22 protein-coding genes, 1 tRNA gene and 1 pseudogene are annotated in these 18635 nt (G+C 58.6%); 12 read left to right on the forward strand and 12 right to left on the reverse strand.

Translation table 11 applies throughout. From position 1 onward, the window contains the following. Positions 1-42: 42 nt before the first annotated feature. Together ACSQ20_RS05730 and ACSQ20_RS05735 are read right to left on the reverse strand one after the other, a co-directional pair. Positions 43-1323 carry an MFS transporter gene (locus tag ACSQ20_RS05730; protein WP_436018204.1) on the reverse strand — a complete coding sequence of 427 codons (1281 nt, stop codon included), beginning with the start codon at positions 1321-1323 and terminating at the stop codon, positions 43-45. A 110-nt stretch (positions 1324-1433) separates the two neighbouring features. After that, a complete protein-coding gene (locus tag ACSQ20_RS05735) occupies positions 1434-2165 on the reverse strand; it encodes a PadR family transcriptional regulator (RefSeq protein WP_436018205.1) in 732 nt (243 codons plus the stop codon). 206 nt (positions 2166-2371) lie between these two features. Here ACSQ20_RS05735 and ACSQ20_RS05740 point away from each other — a divergent pair, with 206 nt between their 5' ends. From ACSQ20_RS05740 to ACSQ20_RS05775, 8 genes are all read left to right on the forward strand, one after another. Beyond that, complete coding sequence (locus ACSQ20_RS05740) at positions 2372-2773, forward strand: hypothetical protein (protein WP_436018206.1); 402 nt, start codon at positions 2372-2374, stop codon at positions 2771-2773. 87 nt (positions 2774-2860) lie between these two features. Further along, the gene (locus ACSQ20_RS05745; protein WP_436018207.1) at positions 2861-3142 is read left to right on the forward strand and encodes a hypothetical protein; all 282 of its coding nucleotides are present in this window, start codon (positions 2861-2863) and stop codon (positions 3140-3142) included. Continuing rightward, the gene (locus ACSQ20_RS05750; protein WP_436018208.1) at positions 3139-4635 is read left to right on the forward strand and encodes a TolC family protein; all 1497 of its coding nucleotides are present in this window, start codon (positions 3139-3141) and stop codon (positions 4633-4635) included. The genes ACSQ20_RS05745 and ACSQ20_RS05750 overlap by 4 nt, the downstream gene beginning before the upstream one ends. A gap of 1 nt (position 4636) precedes the next feature. Further along, positions 4637-5932, forward strand: a complete 1296-nt coding sequence (locus ACSQ20_RS05755; RefSeq protein WP_436018209.1) for a multicopper oxidase domain-containing protein — start codon at positions 4637-4639, stop codon at positions 5930-5932. Between the two features lie 66 nt (positions 5933-5998). Next, positions 5999-6346, forward strand: a complete 348-nt coding sequence (locus ACSQ20_RS05760; RefSeq protein ID WP_436018210.1) for a copper-binding protein — start codon at positions 5999-6001, stop codon at positions 6344-6346. Positions 6347-6408: 62 nt separating this feature from the next. Next, positions 6409-6783: a copper homeostasis periplasmic binding protein CopC gene (gene copC, locus ACSQ20_RS05765; RefSeq protein ID WP_436018211.1), complete on the forward strand. Its 375-nt coding sequence runs from the start codon at positions 6409-6411 to the stop codon at positions 6781-6783. Beyond that, on the forward strand, positions 6783-7724 hold the full coding sequence (locus ACSQ20_RS05770; protein ID WP_436018212.1) for a copper resistance D family protein: 942 nt from the start codon (positions 6783-6785) through the stop codon (positions 7722-7724). Before copC ends, ACSQ20_RS05770 begins: the two co-directional genes overlap by 1 nt. Positions 7725-7943: 219 nt before the next feature. Further along, positions 7944-8834 carry a manganese catalase family protein gene (locus ACSQ20_RS05775; protein WP_436018213.1) on the forward strand — a complete coding sequence of 297 codons (891 nt, stop codon included), beginning with the start codon at positions 7944-7946 and terminating at the stop codon, positions 8832-8834. A 14-nt stretch (positions 8835-8848) separates the two neighbouring features. Here ACSQ20_RS05775 and ACSQ20_RS05780 read toward each other — a convergent pair whose 3' ends face one another. Further along, complete coding sequence (locus ACSQ20_RS05780; protein ID WP_436018214.1) at positions 8849-9748, reverse strand: hypothetical protein; 900 nt, start codon at positions 9746-9748, stop codon at positions 8849-8851. Between the two features lie 179 nt (positions 9749-9927). Here ACSQ20_RS05780 and ACSQ20_RS05785 point away from each other — a divergent pair, with 179 nt between their 5' ends. Further along, entirely contained in the window at positions 9928-10923 is a 996-nt protein-coding gene (locus tag ACSQ20_RS05785) for a cupin-like domain-containing protein (RefSeq protein ID WP_436018215.1), read from the forward strand. Between the two features lie 24 nt (positions 10924-10947). After that, positions 10948-11799: a 2OG-Fe(II) oxygenase gene (locus ACSQ20_RS05790; protein WP_436018216.1), complete on the forward strand. Its 852-nt coding sequence runs from the start codon at positions 10948-10950 to the stop codon at positions 11797-11799. 108 nt (positions 11800-11907) lie between these two features. Here the strand turns inward: ACSQ20_RS05790 and ACSQ20_RS05795 are convergent, their stop codons facing one another. The 6 genes from ACSQ20_RS05795 to ACSQ20_RS05820 all read right to left on the reverse strand — a co-directional run bounded on the left by ACSQ20_RS05795 (position 11908) and on the right by ACSQ20_RS05820 (position 16137). Continuing rightward, complete coding sequence (locus ACSQ20_RS05795; RefSeq protein ID WP_436018217.1) at positions 11908-12828, reverse strand: hypothetical protein; 921 nt, start codon at positions 12826-12828, stop codon at positions 11908-11910. A gap of 347 nt (positions 12829-13175) precedes the next feature. Then, positions 13176-13700, reverse strand: a complete 525-nt coding sequence (locus ACSQ20_RS05800) for an AidA/PixA family protein (RefSeq protein ID WP_436018218.1) — start codon at positions 13698-13700, stop codon at positions 13176-13178. Positions 13701-13782: 82 nt separating this feature from the next. Next, positions 13783-14295: an AidA/PixA family protein gene (locus ACSQ20_RS05805; protein ID WP_436018219.1), complete on the reverse strand. Its 513-nt coding sequence runs from the start codon at positions 14293-14295 to the stop codon at positions 13783-13785. Between the two features lie 24 nt (positions 14296-14319). Further along, positions 14320-14877 (reverse strand): AidA/PixA family protein, encoded by a 558-nt coding sequence (locus ACSQ20_RS05810; RefSeq protein WP_436018220.1) that lies wholly within the window; start codon positions 14875-14877, stop codon positions 14320-14322. Between the two features lie 66 nt (positions 14878-14943). Next, on the reverse strand, positions 14944-15489 hold the full coding sequence (locus ACSQ20_RS05815; protein ID WP_436018221.1) for an AidA/PixA family protein: 546 nt from the start codon (positions 15487-15489) through the stop codon (positions 14944-14946). Between the two features lie 129 nt (positions 15490-15618). Further along, the gene (locus ACSQ20_RS05820) at positions 15619-16137 is read right to left on the reverse strand and encodes an AidA/PixA family protein (RefSeq protein WP_436018222.1); all 519 of its coding nucleotides are present in this window, start codon (positions 16135-16137) and stop codon (positions 15619-15621) included. Between the two features lie 178 nt (positions 16138-16315). On the opposite strand from ACSQ20_RS05820, the pseudogene ACSQ20_RS05825 reads away from it, so the two are divergent. Both ACSQ20_RS05825 and ACSQ20_RS05830 read left to right on the forward strand, forming a co-directional pair. Continuing rightward, positions 16316-16575: pseudogene (locus tag ACSQ20_RS05825) on the forward strand (CopG family ribbon-helix-helix protein). A gap of 26 nt (positions 16576-16601) precedes the next feature. Beyond that, positions 16602-16853, forward strand: a complete 252-nt coding sequence (locus ACSQ20_RS05830; RefSeq protein ID WP_436018223.1) for a type II toxin-antitoxin system RelE/ParE family toxin — start codon at positions 16602-16604, stop codon at positions 16851-16853. Between the two features lie 386 nt (positions 16854-17239). Here the strand turns inward: ACSQ20_RS05830 and ACSQ20_RS05835 are convergent. The 3 genes from ACSQ20_RS05835 to rnhA all read right to left on the reverse strand — a co-directional run bounded on the left by ACSQ20_RS05835 (position 17240) and on the right by rnhA (position 18635). Further along, positions 17240-17314, reverse strand: a tRNA-Val gene (locus ACSQ20_RS05835). Between the two features lie 48 nt (positions 17315-17362). Beyond that, positions 17363-18112: a DNA polymerase III subunit epsilon gene (dnaQ, locus tag ACSQ20_RS05840; protein WP_436018224.1), complete on the reverse strand. Its 750-nt coding sequence runs from the start codon at positions 18110-18112 to the stop codon at positions 17363-17365. Between the two features lie 67 nt (positions 18113-18179). Then, the gene (gene rnhA / locus ACSQ20_RS05845) at positions 18180-18635 is read right to left on the reverse strand and encodes a ribonuclease HI (RefSeq protein ID WP_436018225.1); all 456 of its coding nucleotides are present in this window, start codon (positions 18633-18635) and stop codon (positions 18180-18182) included.

Raw genomic sequence — 18635 nt, forward strand, 5'->3', positions numbered from 1 at the left:
GCGCCAAGCCTCGCCCGCTTGATCGCCGCCTGCGTTCGACGATCAGGCGTCCGGGGCGAGCGCGGGCGGCTCATCCGACACGGCGTTGCCGGTGGCGACGCGCAGCGGGCCGCGCGCCGTCGGCGCGCTCGCGACGCACCCGATCCACGCGAGCCCGAGCGTCGCTACAGCCACCGACAACCAGCCGTTCGTGCCGTACCCGAGCACATGGCCTGCCGTATCGGTCGAGAGCAGCAGCCCGCCGACCCATGCGCCGCAGCCTGTGCCCAATGCCTGCAAGGCGCCGTTCGCGCTCAGGAACGCCCCGCGCTCGGCCGGCTCCGGCACCGTAGTGAGGATGGCTTGCATCGGCACCATGCGCGCTGAGCTGACGACCATGAAGAGCGCAAAAAACGGCACCATGATCGCAAACGGGATGGCAGGCATATGCGTCATGACGAGAACCGGTACCATCGCGAGCACGCCGAAGATGCGAAACACCAGCCGATGGCCGATGCGATCCGCGAGCCTGCCGACCGCGCGTGACGTGAAGAGCGTCGCGGCGCCGCCCGCCATATAGAGCCATGAGATCTGGCCCGCTGGCACGCCGTGATTGGCGACGAGCATTGGCGAGATGAACGGGATCACCAGCATGTGCGCGAACATCATCAGAAACGTAAGCGCGAACGCTTTCAGATGGCGGACGCGGCTCAGCATGCGCCACAGGGCGGGCAACGCGTCGGCGATAGCCACCGGCCCGGCGCGCAGATGCTCGGCTAACGACGGCACGATGGTCGCGGCTGTGCAGCCGATTGCGGCACTCAACACCGCGAGCAGCCAAAACGGCGCTGCCCAGCCGAAATGCGCGCCGAGCAGGACGCCGGCGGGTACCCCAGCGATCGCGGCGAGCGAGAACGACGTCATGATCACACCCGTTGCAGCCCCGCGCCGCGAGGCCGGGACAACGTCGGCGACGATGGCCATCACGCCGGCGCTCAGCACGCCGCCTGTAATGCCGGCGAACGCGCGGCTGGCAAGCAGCAGCGGATAGGTCGTCGCCATTGCGCACCCGAGATTCGAGAGCGCGAACAGTGCGTAGGCGACCAGAAGTAACCGGCGTCGATCGAAGCGATCGATATAGGTCGCGGCGAAAAGGCCCGATAACCCCGAGCACCATGAGTAAGCCGACACCGCGGCCGCGAACGCGGCAGGCGCGATTTGAAACGACGACATGATCTGCGGGCCGAGCGGCATCATGACCATGAAGTCCATGATGATCGTGAATTGAACCAGCGCGAGCAGCCAGGTGAGCCGGCGCTCGCGTGCGGGAGGCAGCGCGTACATTTGTTCAGAGTCCTTTTGATCGGTAGTCGGCGCACTGTAAATGCAAATGCAACCGAGCGCGCCGGGCCCGCGCAAGCGACCTGGCCGGGTGAGCTGTGGCCAGGCACGTATCAGCCGGGCGCATCCTTGCCGGCCGGCCGCGGCGCGCGGCCTTCGATCTCTTGCGCTGCGCGCAACAAAATGCCGGCGATGCGGCGTTGCTCGGCTTCGCTTGCATCGGCGCCCCGCAACACTGCCAGTTTGAGCGCATAGCGGGCCTGAACGAGCAACGGGTGCCAGCGGCCGCTTTCTCCGCCGAATTTGCCACCCTCGTCGTCGGCGGCATAGGCGCGCCGCATCGTCTCCATCTTGCTCGCGACGAAGCTCAATTTGGCCAGGATGACGTCGACCCCGTCGCGATTCGCTTCCAGATACGTTCGGCCCGCTTCGGCGATTTCGTACCGCTTGCGGTTGCCTTCTTGCTGCACGGTGACGTAACCGAGTTCTTCGAGATAAGTGAGTGCCGGATACACCATGCCGGGACTGGGCGCGTAAAAGCCATTGGAGCGCGCTTCGAGGGCTTTGATCAGTTCGTAGCCGTGGCGCGGGGCTTCGGCAATGAGCGCGAGCAGCATTAATTGCAGGTCGTCGCTGGAGAATTTGCGCCCACGGGTAAAGCCGTCGTCGTCGCCGAAACCGCGCTCCCCGCCGCCGCCCCAGAAGAGTCCGCCACCGCCGCCGTGGCGATGACGATGGCGGCCAATGGCATGCCACAGGCCGTGCAAGAACGACGACGATTCCGAATCGATTGGTCGGCCGGCGAAAGCGCGCGAGTGGCCGTGAAAGTGATGAGCGTGACGCATTCCCTGCTCCTGGTTGTTATGTTTATCTAAAGATATATATCTAAAGATAGAGTGTCAAGAAGAAATTCGAGATAGCGATGCCGCCGCTGTGGGGTGCGGCTCGGCTCGGGAGTTCTGTTTATAGATACCAGCTAGACCGCTTGTGATTACACGCGGACACGTTCTCGTTGCTGTCGTTTCAACTGCTCATGCTAGAATCCGCACCCATGTCTTATTGGCGCAAACTCTTCACCGTCGTGCTGTTGGCGCTGAGCCTGCCGGTTCAGTCGTTTGCGGCTATCTCGATGGAATGCGTCGCCTCGTATGCCGAGGCCGGCGAGACGCCGATCGTGCACGCCGAGCAAGACATATCCGAGCATCATCACGACATGTCCGGAACGGCACTTACGGCCGACGACCACCACACTGATCACAACGACGGCAGTTATCACGCGCATTCATGCTCGGCTTGCGCAGCCTGCTGCTTCGGCACTGGGTTACCGGCGGCTCCGTCCGTCGCAGTATCCTTCGACGCCGCACGCGTCACCCCATCCATTCCACCTTCTGCCGGTGTCGTGTCTTTCCTGACCGACGGCATCGAGCGGCCTCCTCGCTACACCCTCGTCTAATTCTCCACCGCGGGTAATGCCCGCGATGTGCCATTCGTACTGACGGTCTTGCGTGGACTCGTCAGGCGATTTACGACGAGAAAATCTATGCGACTGATTTTTGCGGCGCTGCTTGGCGCGGCGGCTTCATTGCCGGCGCTCGTGCACGCCACCATCACGATTGCCGACCCGACGGATGCAGCAGCCTCCGTCCCGGCGATCTCGGCTCGGTCGGCCTTCGACGGCTATCGCCCATACAACGACGCCGCCAACCCGACTTGGCAACAACTCAATCAAGCGGTGCAGGCGAAGCCAGCCAAGGGTGGCATGAACAAGCCAGTTGGCGATCACCAGTCGGTTCATTCGCAGCATGGGAAACCTGCCAAATGATGAAACGATTCGTTTTAACGCGCATGGGCGCGGGCGTTGCCATGACGGTGTTGCTAGCCGGCTGCACCACGTTCTCGAAGGACGGCGGGTTCGGTGCGGTATCGTCAACCGCCACGGAGCGGCTAGGTAAGGGCGCGGTTATCGTCAAAACCGACGCCGATCGAGACGCGGTGGCGAAGCGAACACAGGAATTGCTCGCCAAGCCGCTGTCGATGGATGATGCCGTGCAGGTCGCCCTGCTGAATAACCGAGGACTGCAGGCCTCGTATGCGGAATTGGGGCTTTCGGAAGCCGATCTGGTGCAAGCGGGGCGACTGCCGAATCCAGGCTTCACGTTCAGCCGCACACGAGCGGGCAATGGCGACCTGAGCATCGGCCGTACGTTCTCGGCGAACGTACTCAGCATTCTGACTCTGCCTTTTGCCGCACACATCGAGGGTCGACGCTTCGAGCAAACGAAACTCGAGACCGCTGATGCGATGCTAAAGCTCGCAGCTGACGCGCGTCGCGCATACGTCAATGCAGTGGCTGCCGAGCAGGCTGCCAAGTACGCGAACAAGGTGAAGGACTCGGCCGATGCGGGTGCCGAACTGGCTTCGCGCATGCGGCAGGCCGGAAATTTCAGCAAGCTCGATTATGCGCGGGAGCAGGCGTTCTACGCCGACTCGATCGCCCAGGCCGCCAAGGCCCGGCAGCAAGCTGTATCGGCGAGGGAGAAACTCACACGCACGATGGGCGTATGGGGCACCGGCACGCAGTACATCTTGCCTGAACGCTTGCCGGATCTGCCAAAGGAGCGTCCGGAACTGAAGGATCTCGAGCAGTTCGCGATGCGCAACCGGCTCGACATCCAGGCGGCGAAGCTGCAGACGCAGGGCGTCGCGTCATCGCTGGGCCTTAGCAAGGCAACGCGGTTCATCAACGCAGTCGACGCCGGTTACCAAAACAACTACGAGACCGACAAGGGTCGCGAGCACGGCTACGAGATCAGTATCGAAATTCCCATTTTCGATTTCGGCAGCGCCAAGGTCGCCCGCGCGCAAGCCATCTACATGCAGTCCGCGAACCGACTTGCCCAAACGGCGATCGATGCCCGATCGGAGGTACGCGAGTCGTATTCCGCGTACGTGAGCAGCTACGGCGTCGCGAAACACTATCGCGACGAGGTCGTGCCGATCCGCAAGACGATCTCTGACGAACTACTGCTTCGCTACAACGGCATGCTAGCCAGTGTCTTCGAACTGCTCGCCGACTCGCGCGAGCAAGTCAGTGCGGTGAACAGCTACATCGACGCGCTGAAAGATTACTGGCTGGCGGAAACGGATCTCCAGCAAGCGCTGGGCGGACGTCTGCCGCGAGTCGATGCCGCACAAGCCGCACCGACGCCGACGAGTTCGGATTCGTCAACGAAGTCCGCTCCGACAACGGCAGTCCAGCCGGCGCCGGCATCCACCGCGCAACCGGCGCACGAAACGCATTCGGAAGGTAAATAACATGGTGTCCCGTCGACAATTCCTCAGCGGCTCGGGAGCCGCAATCCTCGGCGCTGCGATGGTCAGCAAGGCCGGCGCGGCTTCGTTGCCGGAAGCGCCAACGATGGCAAAGGCCACGATGCAGCCGCCGCTCGTGCCGCCCAACGGCCGCCCATATACACCGGTCGCGACGTTGAACGGCTGGACGCTGCCGTGGCGCATGAAGAACGGCTGGAAGGAGTTTCACCTGACAGCCGAGCCCGTGGTGCGCGAAATGGCGCCCGGAATGAAGGCAAATCTGTGGGGCTACAACGGCCAGTCGCCGGGCCCGACGATCGAGGCCGTCGAAGGCGACAAGGTCCGCATCTTCGTCACCAACAAACTGCCGGAACACACCACGATCCATTGGCACGGGATGCTGCTGCCGAACGGGATGGATGGTGTCGGCGGTTTGACGCAGCCGCACATTCCGCCGGGCAAGACGTTCGTCTACGAGTTTCAGCTCGAGAAGCACGGCACGTTCATGTATCACCCACACGCGGACGAGATGGTGCAGATGGCGATGGGCATGATGGGCCTGTTCATCGTGCACCCGAAGGACCGCAGCGTGATGCCGGTCGACCGCGATTTCGTGTTCCTGCTGTCCGCTTACGACATCGACCCGGGCAGCTTCACGCCGCGTGTGAACGAGATGACGGACTTCAACATGTGGACGTTCAACTCCCGCGTATTCCCCGGCATCGATCCGTTGCCGGTACGCGCGGGTGATCGCGTACGTATCCGGTTCGGCAATCTGACGATGACCAATCATCCGATTCACCTGCACGGCTATTACTTCGAGGTGGCTGGCACCGACGGCGGATGGATTCCGCCGGCGGCTCGTTGGCCGGAGGTGACAGCCGACGTTGCGGTCGGCCAGATGCGCGCGATCGAGTTCACCGCGGACCGGCCGGGAGACTGGGCGTTTCATTGCCACAAGTCGCATCACACGATGAATGCGATGGGCCACAGCGTGCCGAACATGATCGGCGTGCCGCAGAAGGATCTGGCCAAACGCATCAACAAGCTGGTGCCCGACTACATGGCAATGGGCAGCACCGGTGGCGCAATGGGCGAGATGGAAATGCCGCTGCCCGACAACACGCTGCCGATGATGACGGGTACCGGCCCATTCGGGCCGCTGGAGATGGGCGGCATGTTCACGGTCGTCAAGGTCCGCCGGGGACTGGGACGGAATGACTACCGCGACCCGGGCTGGTTCAAGCATCCCAAAGGCACCGTCGCATACGAATACACAGGCGAGCTGCCGGACAGCTGATTCACACAACAACGTCTGGACCCCACCCGACCATCGGTTTTATCAACTCAATTCTGGAGAAGCACGATGAAGAAAGCATTGTTCTCGATTGCAATGGGCTGCGTCATGGCGTTCTCTGCGTCGACGTATGCGGCAGGCGACATGAGCAACATGGACATGAGCGGTGGCGCAAAGCAAAGTGCCGACGCAACGAACAGCCTATCGCACGGCGAAATCAAGAAGATCGACACGGCTGCAGGCAAGCTGACCATCAAGCATGGTCCACTCGAAAACCTCGGCATGGACGCGATGACGATGGTGTTCCAGGCGCAGGATCCGGCGATGCTGTCGCAGGTGAAGGTCGGCGACAAGATCGATTTCGTTGCCGAGGAAGTCAACGGCGCATTGACCGTCGTCAAGCTGCAGAAGCAGTGACGACAATTGGCGGGGACGCGCATGCCGCAGTCCCCATCTCATTCTTCGAGACGCTCAACAACATGAAGACTTTTACTCCCAGACATTTCGCCGGCCTCGCCGTCGCCAGTGCTGTTGCGTGCGCGCCCATCGCCGTGCGCGCACACGGCAAACTGGAAAGCGCAACACCGGCGTCGGGCAGCACCGTCGACATTGCACCCGACGCATTGCGCCTGACTTTCAATGAAGACCTCGAGTCGACCTTCAGCTCGGTGAAAATCGCCGATGCGGCCGGTGCGCCGGTGACGAAGGAAAATGCGAAAGTCGATGCGTCGAATCCGCGCGTCATGACGCTCGCCGTACCGAAGCTCGCGTCCGGCGCGTATTCGGTTCAGTGGGCCGTCATGACTGCGGACGCGCACAAGACTAAGGGTACGTACACGTTCAAGGTGAAGTAATGAACGACGGATTCCTGGGCATAGTCCGTCTGATTGCCGTAACGATTCAGAACGTTGGCTTCGCCGTCGTCGTCGGCGGGTTACTCAGCAGTCGATGGCTCGCGCGCGGAGACTCCACGTGGCAAGACAACGTTGGCCGGCGGCTCGTCCTGACAGTTCGTGTCGCGTCCGTTCTTTCTCTGCTGGCGAGCGTGCTGGCGTTCTGGGCACATTGCGCGCTGATGAGCGAGTCGACGCTGCTCGATGCCGGCCCCGCCGTGTGGTCGATGCTCGTGCGGACCGGCTTTGGACATGCGTGGCTGGCCGGTGCGGTTTTTATGCTTTGCGTGATCGTGCTGACGGTACTGCGATCGCACAGGGATTCGCGTTTCCCGTTAGGGATCTGGCTTGCACTGGCCGGCGTGGCGTTGGCACGCAGCAATGGCGGTCATCCGGTCGATGCGGGGCTCTTCAGCCTTCCGGTGTGGGTTGACTGGTTGCATCTGCTTGCCATCAGCGCGTGGGTTGGGCTCGTTCTCGTGACGACCTACGTCGTGATGCCTCGACTGCTCGATGCGCCCGGAAGTGAAACCCAGACCAGTACGTCGTTCGTACAAAGGCTCTCGGACACCTCGACGTACGCGTTGATGATCTTGTTCAGCACCGGCGCATACAACGGATGGCGAGGCGTTAATACGCCGGTGAATCTGTTGGAATCGACGTACGGGCAGATCCTTCTTCTGAAGCTTGTGCTCGTGCTGATCGCCGCCGCGCTCGGAGGGCACAACCGCTTCTTTGAAATGCCGACGCTGATGTCCACGCTGAAGAACGCTGAGCAGACAATCCCGACCGAGCCGCTTCGACGCTTCGGTACGGTGCTTCACGTGGAGTCACTGATTTTGCTTGGCGTTCTGATGGTGGCTGCCGTGCTCGTATCGAGCCCGTTGCCGGGAACGACATAAAACCTTTCGATCTGTTCGTCCACGCAGGTGGTCTGCCTCACCCAAGCGCGAGTCGCTCGTGAGCCGGCCATCTCTTCGCAGCCCGGCCCTCCCAGCCGGGCTCTTTTTTTGCGGGGCGGAAAAGCAGATTTAGTGGGGCGCCTACATCGGGAATAACCGTTGCGTCGCAGAACCGGTGCGACAACCGTTCACCTTTTCCACGATCAGGAGGAACCTCAGATGTTCGTTCACAACAAGCGTTTGCAGTACACCGTCCGGGTTGCCACGCCGAATCCTGGACTGGCGAATTTGTTACTGGAGCAATTCGGCGGCCCGCAAGGCGAGCTGGTCGCGGCGATGCGATATTTCACGCAGGCGGTCGCTGAGGAAGACGCGGGCCGCAAAGACATGCTGCTCGACATCGCGACCGAGGAGTTGAGTCACTTGGAGGTGATCGGCTCGCTTGTCGCGATGCTCAATCGCGGCGCGAAGGGCGAGCTTGCCGAAGCGGTCGACACGCAGGCCGAAATTTACCGAAAACTGCATGGGGCGGGCAACGACAGTCACGTGACGCAAGTGCTTTACGGCGCCGGCACGCCGCTCACGAACTCCGCGGGTGTGCCGTGGTCGGCCGCTTACATCGATACCATCGGCGAGCCCACCGCCGATCTGCGCTCGAATATCGCAGCGGAAGCGCGCGCCAAGATCATTTACGAACGCTTGATCAACGTGAGCGACGATGCCGGCGTGCAGGAAGCGCTCGGCTTCCTGATGACGCGCGAGGTGTCGCATCAGAAGTCGTTCGAAAAGGCGCTGTACGCGATTGCCGGCAATTTCCCTCCGGGCAAGTTGCCGCCGAACCCGCAATATGCGAACGCCTATTACAAAATGTCGCAGGGCGAACCGCCCGAGCGCGGGCCATGGAACGAAGGGCGGGGGCTCGACCTCGTCGAGCACCCGACGCCCGCGGTTGACGGCGGTGACGGTTCGGCCTCCGTGCAGCTGGGTGCCCAGCAACGTACCGCGCTCGACGCGATGAAGCGGCGGCTCAAGTCTGATCGGACCCGGGATCCGGAGACCGGCGCGGAGCTTGGGTCAGTCGCGCCGGGGCAGGCCGGGCTGCGTGGATGAGTGAATGAGTGGAGTTAAAGCGGTGTAACGCGCTCGAAAAACGCTTGCTCATTGTTCGAGTAGTAATGCGCCAGCATGGCGTCGTGAGGGACGAGACATTCGCCGCCTTGCGCGACATCGGTTGGCGCAAGCGTGTCGTGCGTGAGCGAAGGAACGAGGCCGAGCGTGAGCCATAGCGCGACTTGCTCCACGATCCACGCGTTACGCGATGGATAAGGCAAGGCCCCGCGCCAATCCGCCTCGCTCGCGTTCGCGCGCGTGAGCGCGAGCGACTCGTGATCGAGCCACTCGATGCCCTCCGGCGCGCGGCACTGGCCCAGCAGCAAACGCCATGTGAACCGAAGAAAGTCGTGCGAATACCGCGCCAGTTCCGACCACGCGCCGTGGTTCATCAGAAACACGCCGCTGTTATAGGGCAGCACCGGCTCTGCGTGCTCTTGACGAGCCAACTGCGCAAGCAGCGCTTCGTCGACATAGCCGGCGTCGTAGCCGTCGCGGCTGCGAGACGAGCAGGGTTCCTCACGGGCGTACCAATGCAGCGTCCGATAGCGGTCAAAAAGCGTTGCGACGTCGCCGAAAAAGAACGTATCGCAATCGACGTAGAGAATTTGCTCCACATGCTCGCTCGGGCAATGGCGTAGCGAAAGCAGTTTGTGAAGCGTGCGATACCGCGGCAATACTGTTGCTTGCGATGCCGGCAGCGCGCTGAAGCAATCGGCATACGGACCTAACGCGAACAAACGGACGTTCTGGCGGTCCGCCTCCGCAGCGACATACGGCTCGGGCGTGCCATAGACGAACAAGCAAACCGCTATTTCCTTGTTATTCCGCCTGAGGCTGCGAATGCTCTGGAGCCATTGCTTCTGACACGACGAACCTGGGACGCAAGCAATCGAATAGTAGACGAGTCTCATGATCGGGCTGAGCGGCCGCACCGATCGGAGGCGATCGAGCGCACATCGCGATGATGTCGGCCATAACCTGGCGATGGCCCTGGTAGTTTTAATAGGCGGTGACAAAGCGCGCTTCAATAAAATGACGGCGACGAGGTGCATGGGCATCTCGACGTGTCGCTCGGTTTGACGAGGATCTCGTGGACGATGAATGGAGGCGTTGGATTGCCGAGAACCTGATGCTCGGCAATTCGGAAGCGTCGATGATTTCTTCGATGGTGGAAAAGGGTATTGCCGCACAAGATGCGCGCGATGAAATCGAAGTCGCATTGGCAAGCCCTTACCTGCAGGGAAGCACGCGATTGCGGGAGCGCTTGAAAAAGCGCGACTGGATCTTGAGTGTTTATCGCACGCTTTACCGGGCGCAGGGGGCGTGCCATACAGTCGACCGACGACACCAGCTTGGTGCCGCCGACTTCTTCGAGCAGTACTACTACGCGAACCGCCCCGTCATCGTCACCGGTCTTTTGAACGATTGGCAGGCGTTGACCCATTGGAATTGCGCTTATTTCAGAGAGCGATTCGGAACGCGCGAAGTCGAAATCCAATTCGGCCGGGAGCGCGACGCTGATTTCGAGGTCAATAAACCCAAGCATGCGCGGAAGATTCGCTTTGGCGATTACGTCGATATGGTGGAGCGCGCGGAGCGAACGAACGACTTCTATATGACGGCGGGCAACGGTTCGCATAACCGTGTGGCGCTTTCCGATCTGTGGCGCGAGCTCGCGCCTTTGCCCAGCTATCTGACAGCGGGCTCGGCCGATATGGGGTTTTTCTGGTTCGGCCCCGCGGGAACCACTACCCCGTTCCATCATGATCTGACCAACAATTTGATGGCACAGGTTGCAGGACGCAAACGGATATTGCTCGTGCCGTTGCATGACACGCCGTTCATGCACAACCACCTGCATTGCTATTCGATGGTCGATGGCGCGAGACCGGATTTCGATGCAACGCCCCAGTTTGCGCAGGCGCAATTACTCGAATGCGTGCTTAAGCCCGGTGAAGTGCTGCTGCTGCCGATTGGCTGGTGGCATTACGTCGAGGCGCTCGACGTCTCGGTCACGATGACGTTCACCCATTTCGCTGAGCCTAATGGGTTCGCGCATGAGTATTCGACTTACGGCCAGCTTTGAGGGCTCATGAAGTGGAGGAGCGCGATGTATATCGACGACGCTTGGACCGGTTGGCTCAAGCAAAATTACGAGCGCGGCTGCGAACCCGAGTCGATGATCGAGGCGATGGTCCGAGCGGGATTCGACGATTCGACAGCGACGACGGCCGTTTATCAAACGGCCGCCGGTAGCGTGGTTCGCGGCGAGGCGCTCGCGTCAGCCGAGAAGGTCAACGGCTATTGCTATGACCTGCCACAGATCCCGCCTGGCAATATCATTCGCGCGGAGGATCGGGACGTTCATGTCGTGATGCGTATGGCGCAGCCCGAAGTCGCCGTTTTCGATGACGTGTTGACGCAAGACGAATGCGAGCAAATGATCGAGCGGGCTCGTAACCGGGTGCGGCCGTCGACGACCGTCGATCCCGACAGCGGTCGTGAGGAGGTCATTGCCGACCGCACCAGCAAGGGCATATGGTTTGCCAACGGTGAGGACGATTTTATCGCCCGCCTCGAGCGGCGCATCGCCAGCTTGGTTAATTGTCCGCTCGCGAATGGCGAGGGGCTTCAGGTGCTTCACTACCCGGTTGGTGCCGAATATCGTCCCCATTTCGACTACTTCCCGCCCGGACGAGCGGGCAGCAACGTCCATCTGAGGCACGGCGGGCAGCGGGTCGCTACGCTCATCGTCTACTTGAACGACGTCGAATCCGGCGGCGAAACGATTTTTCCCGAGGTTGGCCTATCGGTGGTTGCGCGCCGAGGTGCTGCCGTCTATTTCCGTTATATGAACCGCGCTCGCCAGCTCGATGCGCTTACTTTGCATGGGGGGGCGCCTGTCACCGACGGGGAGAAATGGATCATGACGCGGTGGTTGCGAGAGCGGGCGTATTGCTGAGCGCAGGCGTCTCGTTGATTTATACCGACGGCTGCCATGAAGCGCAGAAACCGAAAACATCGTTTTCGGTTTCTGTCGATCCTAGCTATTTGTCGGTGGCGTTCGCAATCAATGCTGTTTGGGAAGGACGCCTAATGCACCGATCATTTCCGCCGGCTTGCTTACGGTATTCAGCGGCGGAGGCATGGTTTTAGTGCAACCGCAATCGCATCCGGTATTGGCGCCTGCGCCGGGGCAGCATGCATCCATCGCTTTGTTGAGCGCGCAAGCAAGCAGGTTGATCGTACAGAGAATCGAGGAGAACGAATCGCAGACGGTGCCGCACGAGGTGCCGCCGGTTTGCGTACCGGTTGAGGGTGTGCTCGCACAAATGTCGGTTTGCAAAATTTTCACGATGGCGGTTTTGACATCGTCCGCGCTGAGCTTGCTCATGTCCACCGTCGTTTTGTCGCTGACCCCCGTTGCGAGCGCCTGGTATTCCGCTAATACGGTTGCGTCCAAGGTAATGCTGCTCGCCGGCGGCGTCAGGTACGCATACAGGGTGATGCCTTTGGCTTTAGCATTTGCGATGGCCGTAGCACCGGCAGTGCTCGCGGTTTGCGGTTTTGTCGGGCCGCCGCCGTCCGGCCACTGATTACCAAAAACGATAATAGATTTTGTTGCCGAATCACGCCAGTTGTAGTACTGAACTGCGTCAATTACTGCGTTTTCCAAGTCATAGTCGGCGATCGTCGCGTTGTTGGGAGCCGCAGACGTGCGTTCTTTAAAAACCGCATTCGTATCATTAAGAACATCAGTCACGTATGTCGGGAATGTCGGGCTCGCATAATAACTAGGAAAGGCGTTGGTGCCGACAGTCAAAACCACCAGATTTACGTCGCTGGGACAGGTTGTGGCGCCGTCATGAAGGGCCGTGCCTCCATCCATCTGAAATGCGTCGGCAACGGCTTGCATCGAAGTATCGCCGGCAATGAGTACAACGATATCAACAAGGGGACTGTTCGGAAATTCCTGATGCATAAGACCCATGATAAACTCCTCAAATAATTTGACTTGCCAATCGATCGACGGCGAATCGGCCTAGGCGATTAACATATGATGCGGTTGCATGTTTCGTGGATTGCGAGAAATAGCAAATATTTTAGAAAATTATAATAAGACAGTGATGCGCGCCACAAAGGGTTATTCAGAATAAAAATCTGGTAACGCGGCCGCGATAAGATTTTTCAGTCACCACTCATTCATACAACCCAGTTATTACATTACCTGCGAATCGTGCATTCCGACTTATCAAAATTGCTAGGTATCGTTGCTGATATGATGCGCGGGCGCTAGCGCAGAGTGGGTCATCGCGCCGCTCGATCCCTAGATATAGTTCATTGCGCGACAACAGCAGGATCGTTGCGATAATACCCGCGGACCTTGCCGGTATGGTCAACAATAGCCAAATAAAAGAAGTAGGCTACGTAGCCGGGCCGCAATACAGTGGACTCCCAGAAATTATCCACTACCTCTTGCGAGTTCAGTTGATCCGGGTTTGTCTTATCCGGTATAAGCGCCTTGGTTCGAAGCTCGCGATTTTCCGGCTGAGTAATGATATCCACGCCGTCGTACAAAACGAAGTTTGTTAAAAACGCCTGATAACCGAATCCCATCGATAGCGCTCGCATGCGCCACCGAATGCTGGCAGCGGAAAGATCATTCTCGGCAGTTGCTTTAAGGTAAAGATACGGCGATTTGTTATAATTTAGATTATTGCCATTTCGTATTACCATGTACAAACTCTCGTATTCCATCATCGGAGGGTTGGTCGGTGCGTTATTTTCTCCGTATCCCGCAATTATCGACTCGCAATCGACCGCAATAAGAACATCGATAATATTTGACATCATTCCCCCCATTTTACGTCCTGCACATCGGTCAGGCGTCGCTATCAATCGAAAGTCCGGAATCTGAAGACCGCCCCTGCGAAGATCAAACGAATCAGCTGACGGCAATCGTCGACGGCAATTGATAGCATCCCTGCAGTGCGCCGTGGTAATCGACCACTTTCACGCTCATGTCGTAATTGACGCTACCGGGTTGCTTGACCTCGGCCGCCCAAACAACTTCTGTCCGCGCCTCGATTTTTCCCGATTGAACCGCGGTGCCGGCCAAAGTGAGTAGCGGTACCGACGGCTCGATCCAAAGTGCGTTAGGCTGCTTGGCTAGGCACGCGGAAGTGTCGTTAGCGGACACGCCGGTAATCACGCAATGGTATTTCGCATTGAATGTGAGAGAAGTCACTCTCCAGAGTACCCATTTAGCCGTCGTCACCGATGAGACACTCGCGGGCGGCAGGGGATCCAAGTATCCCGATACCCTACCCGAAAAAACACCGACGCAAGTGCTGTCCAACATCACCGGCGCATCAACACTGTTGTTTGTTCCGTGCTTTTCCAAAATGTCATCGACACTGATGACGGCTAAGACGTTGATCGCGGAGCTGTTCGCCATACATCCTCCCCTACGGTAGATTCGTCAATCCTGCGGATCGCTGATATTGATCGACGATTTCACCTGGAAGTACCCGGTTACGGCGGGCTTCGAGGGTGCTGTCACATCGGCAACCATGAAATTGATTGCGTAATTGACCACGCCTGCGGCCTCCATCTCCGTCTCCCAGAAAATATCGGACGCGGCGGGATTATGATTGAAGTCGTCGGGCTTGAGATCCGTCGGCACGCGATAAAGTTCGGTATAAGTGACCGCGCGCAGCGCGGGCAGCTCGATGTCATCGATGTCCGCTGAATCAGCGCTTATACCGACGATTTCACATTGGTACTTTCCGAATTGCACACATTGGGTGCGAAAGCGGACAAAAGTCGACGAATCCTCGCCTTCGGCCGCAACGTTCAAAACGAGCGCGCTGGAGGCCAGTCCGCTCTTGATGTATTCCGGCTCAGCCAGCATGTAGACCCCTTTATCGACCACTACCGGAGTACTTTCGATGGTGCCGGCTAGCTTATCCACCAATAGACTCACATCCACCACAATCAACACATTGACGATGGTAGCGTCAGAATTGTCTTCGCTCATATGAACCTCGATAAATGGTTGGTTATCTTTTGGTAAGGAAACGCCGGTCGGGCATTGTAAATTCGATCAACTGCTGATAACGAAATACGGATCGATCTGCGTATGTATTCTCGTATTTCCTTCACTATCGACGATCATGAAGTTAATGTTATAGCCGATCGTTCCCGATTTGGTTGCACGTGACTCCCAGCAACGGTCGATTCCTTTCTGCGTCACTGGTTTTGCGACACCATCGGGGTCGGCAATTATAAAAGTCGTTGCGTAGTTGCAGAGCCTCGGCGTTTCCATTGCTCCCGTGCTACTGGGCCCGAACTGAAACCCGGTAATGGGGCAATCGAATTTGTGTCCACCACTGGGGGAGGTCCATCGCCAACGAACGATGTCGACGTCGGTTTCGGATTCGGTTCCCGTCGAAACGTCGAGCTGCCAATTTCCGTTATACGCATAAGCGTCGGCCTTCTTTGTGACAAAGAAGACATAAGAACCGTCGACGACGGCCGGCGTGGCCAAAGATCCGGGCCCCGAACTCGGGGCAGTGAGCGTGCTGGGCGGGGCGTATTTCTGCAGAATTCCTTCCACATCCGTGATCATCAAAATATCAATATGCGCCATCGCAGCCTCGTCGCAATGAAGTTTAATGGTGTGGCAGCGATAATCTGTTCGATATCGCGGCTAACTGACAAAGCAAGCTTTATATTACTTTCGAAACGACGATGGCGACTTAGCAGGAATGCTAGGTTGTCACGAGATGTATACGACCGGATCCCAGGTATAGTACCCTTTGGGTTTGCCGGTTTTATCGACAATCCCAAACACCAAATTGTAGATTACTTCACCGCCGGTTGAGGTAACATCGCATTCCCAAAAATTATCCTCGAAGGTAATGAATTTTCCAGGTTCGATTGAGGGGATTTTTACTGTCGGGAATCGACATTCCCTTGGATTTGAAACGAACGCTTGGCCATCATCAATTATGAGATTCGAAAAGAAGCACTGATACTCCGTCCCCATCGACAAGGTGCAAGCGCGCCAGCGAATTTTCGTTATCAGATCTTCTGCTTCTTTTTTTACGACGATTTGCAGGGCGGAAGTTCCTTGGCCGGTATAAACATCGGAATTGTCTGCGATCAAATACGCGAACGGATTCGTTTCGGGTAGTGTGGTTGGTTTAGCAGGATCGGAACTCGGATTGGGATAATTCAAAAAAATTGATTGCGTGTCGATGACTGTCAAAATATTGATCAAGTTGAAATTTGACACTTCACACTCCTAACAATGGACATCCGCTTGATGCGTCTCTGTCGGCATCGGATACATCGAATGTCCGAGATCCCTATTTCCGAGTCGCTTATTCCCCATCGTACAGGGCGATCTCGAGCGGGAACCTCGCAGATCGGCTAGGGGGAACTTGCAGAGTTGCGATATAAGCTGATCGACGATCAAGCTTGGTGACGAACTGAAAGGGCGGGTTCAGCAGTTGGCCGAGGCTCGTCGGCGTACCCGCATTGGATCATGCGCGCAGCCATTGAGCAGTACGTTGAGCGCGAAGAAAAGCGTGAGGCGTTGAACCAGGACACGCTCAAGGCATGGGACGAATTTCAGGCGACGGGCCTGCACGCGACCGCCGAGGAAGTCGATAAGTGGCTGGAGAGCTGGGGAACTGAAAACGAACTGCCGCCGCCGGAATGCCACAAGTAATCTCTGCGCTGGTGGCAATCCAGGACATGCAACGGCTCCGCGAGCTCTTGAGGCCGAAGAATCCTGACGCCGCGAGGCGAGCTGGCGAAGCGATTAGACGAGGCGTACACACTCTCGGTACCCATCCTCGGATGGGGCGCTTAGTAGAAGATCTGCCCGACCAGTGTCGCGAGTGGCCCATCGATTTCGGGGATAGTGGTTACGTGGTTCGGTACCGTCTCGATGGCGATACCGTCACGATTTTGGCCGTCCGACACCAGAAGGAAGCGGGGTACTGATCATGACCGATGACGAGGCCACGCGCGGATCGACGTGCTTCATTCACCACGAGGCAGAGGCCACTCTGGCGAGGCGCGTGCAGCCGATTTTGGTGCGATGGATTCAATCGCTGCCCATTGTGGCGGATACTCGCCGCAGTGCACTCGCATCATGCGCACAGCATATTCGCGGACTTCAGCAGAAAACTTGTTCGACTTGCTCGTAGCGCCATTCCTTCAATGGTTGGAGCCTCCAGCAACTCCGGGGCGGTTCAATTTTCGACTGCGCCGATGGTGCGCCCAATGTCGTTGTGGGCGAGTTAGGCGCGGTTGCCAGAAAAGAAAAAGGCCCTATGGCTTTCGCCGTAGGGCCTTGATTCTTTTTGGCTTTCACACACCAAGAATTCTGGTGGGTGGTACAGGGATTGAACCTGTGACCCCTGCCGTGTGAAGGCAGTGCTCTACCGCTGAGCTAACCACCCAAAGAGCCTTGAATTATGGCAGACCTGTCGAACCTCGTAAAGCGCTTTTTAAGCGGCTTGCGCGACCGCATCGCCGTTTTCCTGCGTCGGCTCGCGCCGCCAAACGCTGGTTCCTTTGCTCGCCTTTTCGATGTCGTCGAGCACGGCTTGATGTGCCGCTAACTCATCAGCGCTAGCAGCCACCACCGCCAAAACCACCGATTCAAGCGACACTGCCGCGGACGCCGAGGCGACATTGGCCTGCGCCGGTACATCGCCGAGCATATCGATGACGAGGCTTTCCTGGCCGCGCGTCATCGCGAGATAAACCTCCGCCAGCAGTTCCGCATCGAGCAGCGCCCCGTGCAGCGTACGGTGCGCGTTGCTGATCCCGAAGCGGTCGCACAGTGCATCGAGCGAGTTTCGCTTGCCGGGGAACATCGATTTCGCCTGCACGAGCGTATCGATGAAACTCTCGTAGTGCTCCGCGAACCGCGGCAAGCCGAGCAGGGCGAACTCCGCCTCCAGAAAACCAAGGTCGAACGACGCGTTGTGAATGACGAGCTCGGCGTCGCGCACATAGTCGCGCAATACGTCAACAACTTCGGCGAACTTCGGCTTGTCGCGCAAAAACTCGGTGGTCAACCCATGGACGGCGAGTGCACCCGGATCGCTATCGCGCTCGGGGTTGAGGTAGAAGTGCAGATTGTTGCCGGTTAGCCGGCGGTTGATCAGTTCGACGCAGCCAATTTCGATGATGCGGTCGCCTGTGCGTGCGTTCAGGCCTGTTGTTTCGGTATCGAGGACGATCTGGCGCATAGTCAAGTCAACTGTACTGTGTGGCAAAAAGCGGGAGGCCAATGCAAATGAAGCGCCCCCGACCGGTTCAGCTTTCGGCAAGCGCGCTCACGCCGCGGTTCGCCAGCGCGTCCGCGCGCTCGTTCTCCGGGTGCCCAGCATGGCCCTTCACCCAGCGCCAATCAATCTCGTGTAGCGCGGCGAGTGCGTCAAGCCGACGCCATAAGTCGGCGTTCTTCACCGGCGTTTTCGCGGCGGTCATCCAATTTTTTTTCTTCCATCCGTGAATCCACTCGCTGATGCCTTTTTGCACGTATTGCGAATCGGTATGAATCACGGCCTTGCTGGGGCGTTTCAATGCCTCGAGCGCGGCAATCACCGCCATCAGCTCCATGCGGTTGTTCGTCGTGCAGGCTTCGCCGCCGAACAGCTCTTTTTCCTGCGTGCCGTAACGCAACAGCGCGCCCCATCCTCCGGGGCCCGGATTGCCCTTGCACGCGCCGTCCGTATAGATTTCGATGATGTCGGGCGTCGCTTCAGTCAC

Origin of the sequence: Trinickia sp. LjRoot230 (genome assembly GCF_964253315.1) — a bacterium.
Classification (GTDB): Bacteria; Pseudomonadota; Gammaproteobacteria; order Burkholderiales; family Burkholderiaceae; genus Trinickia.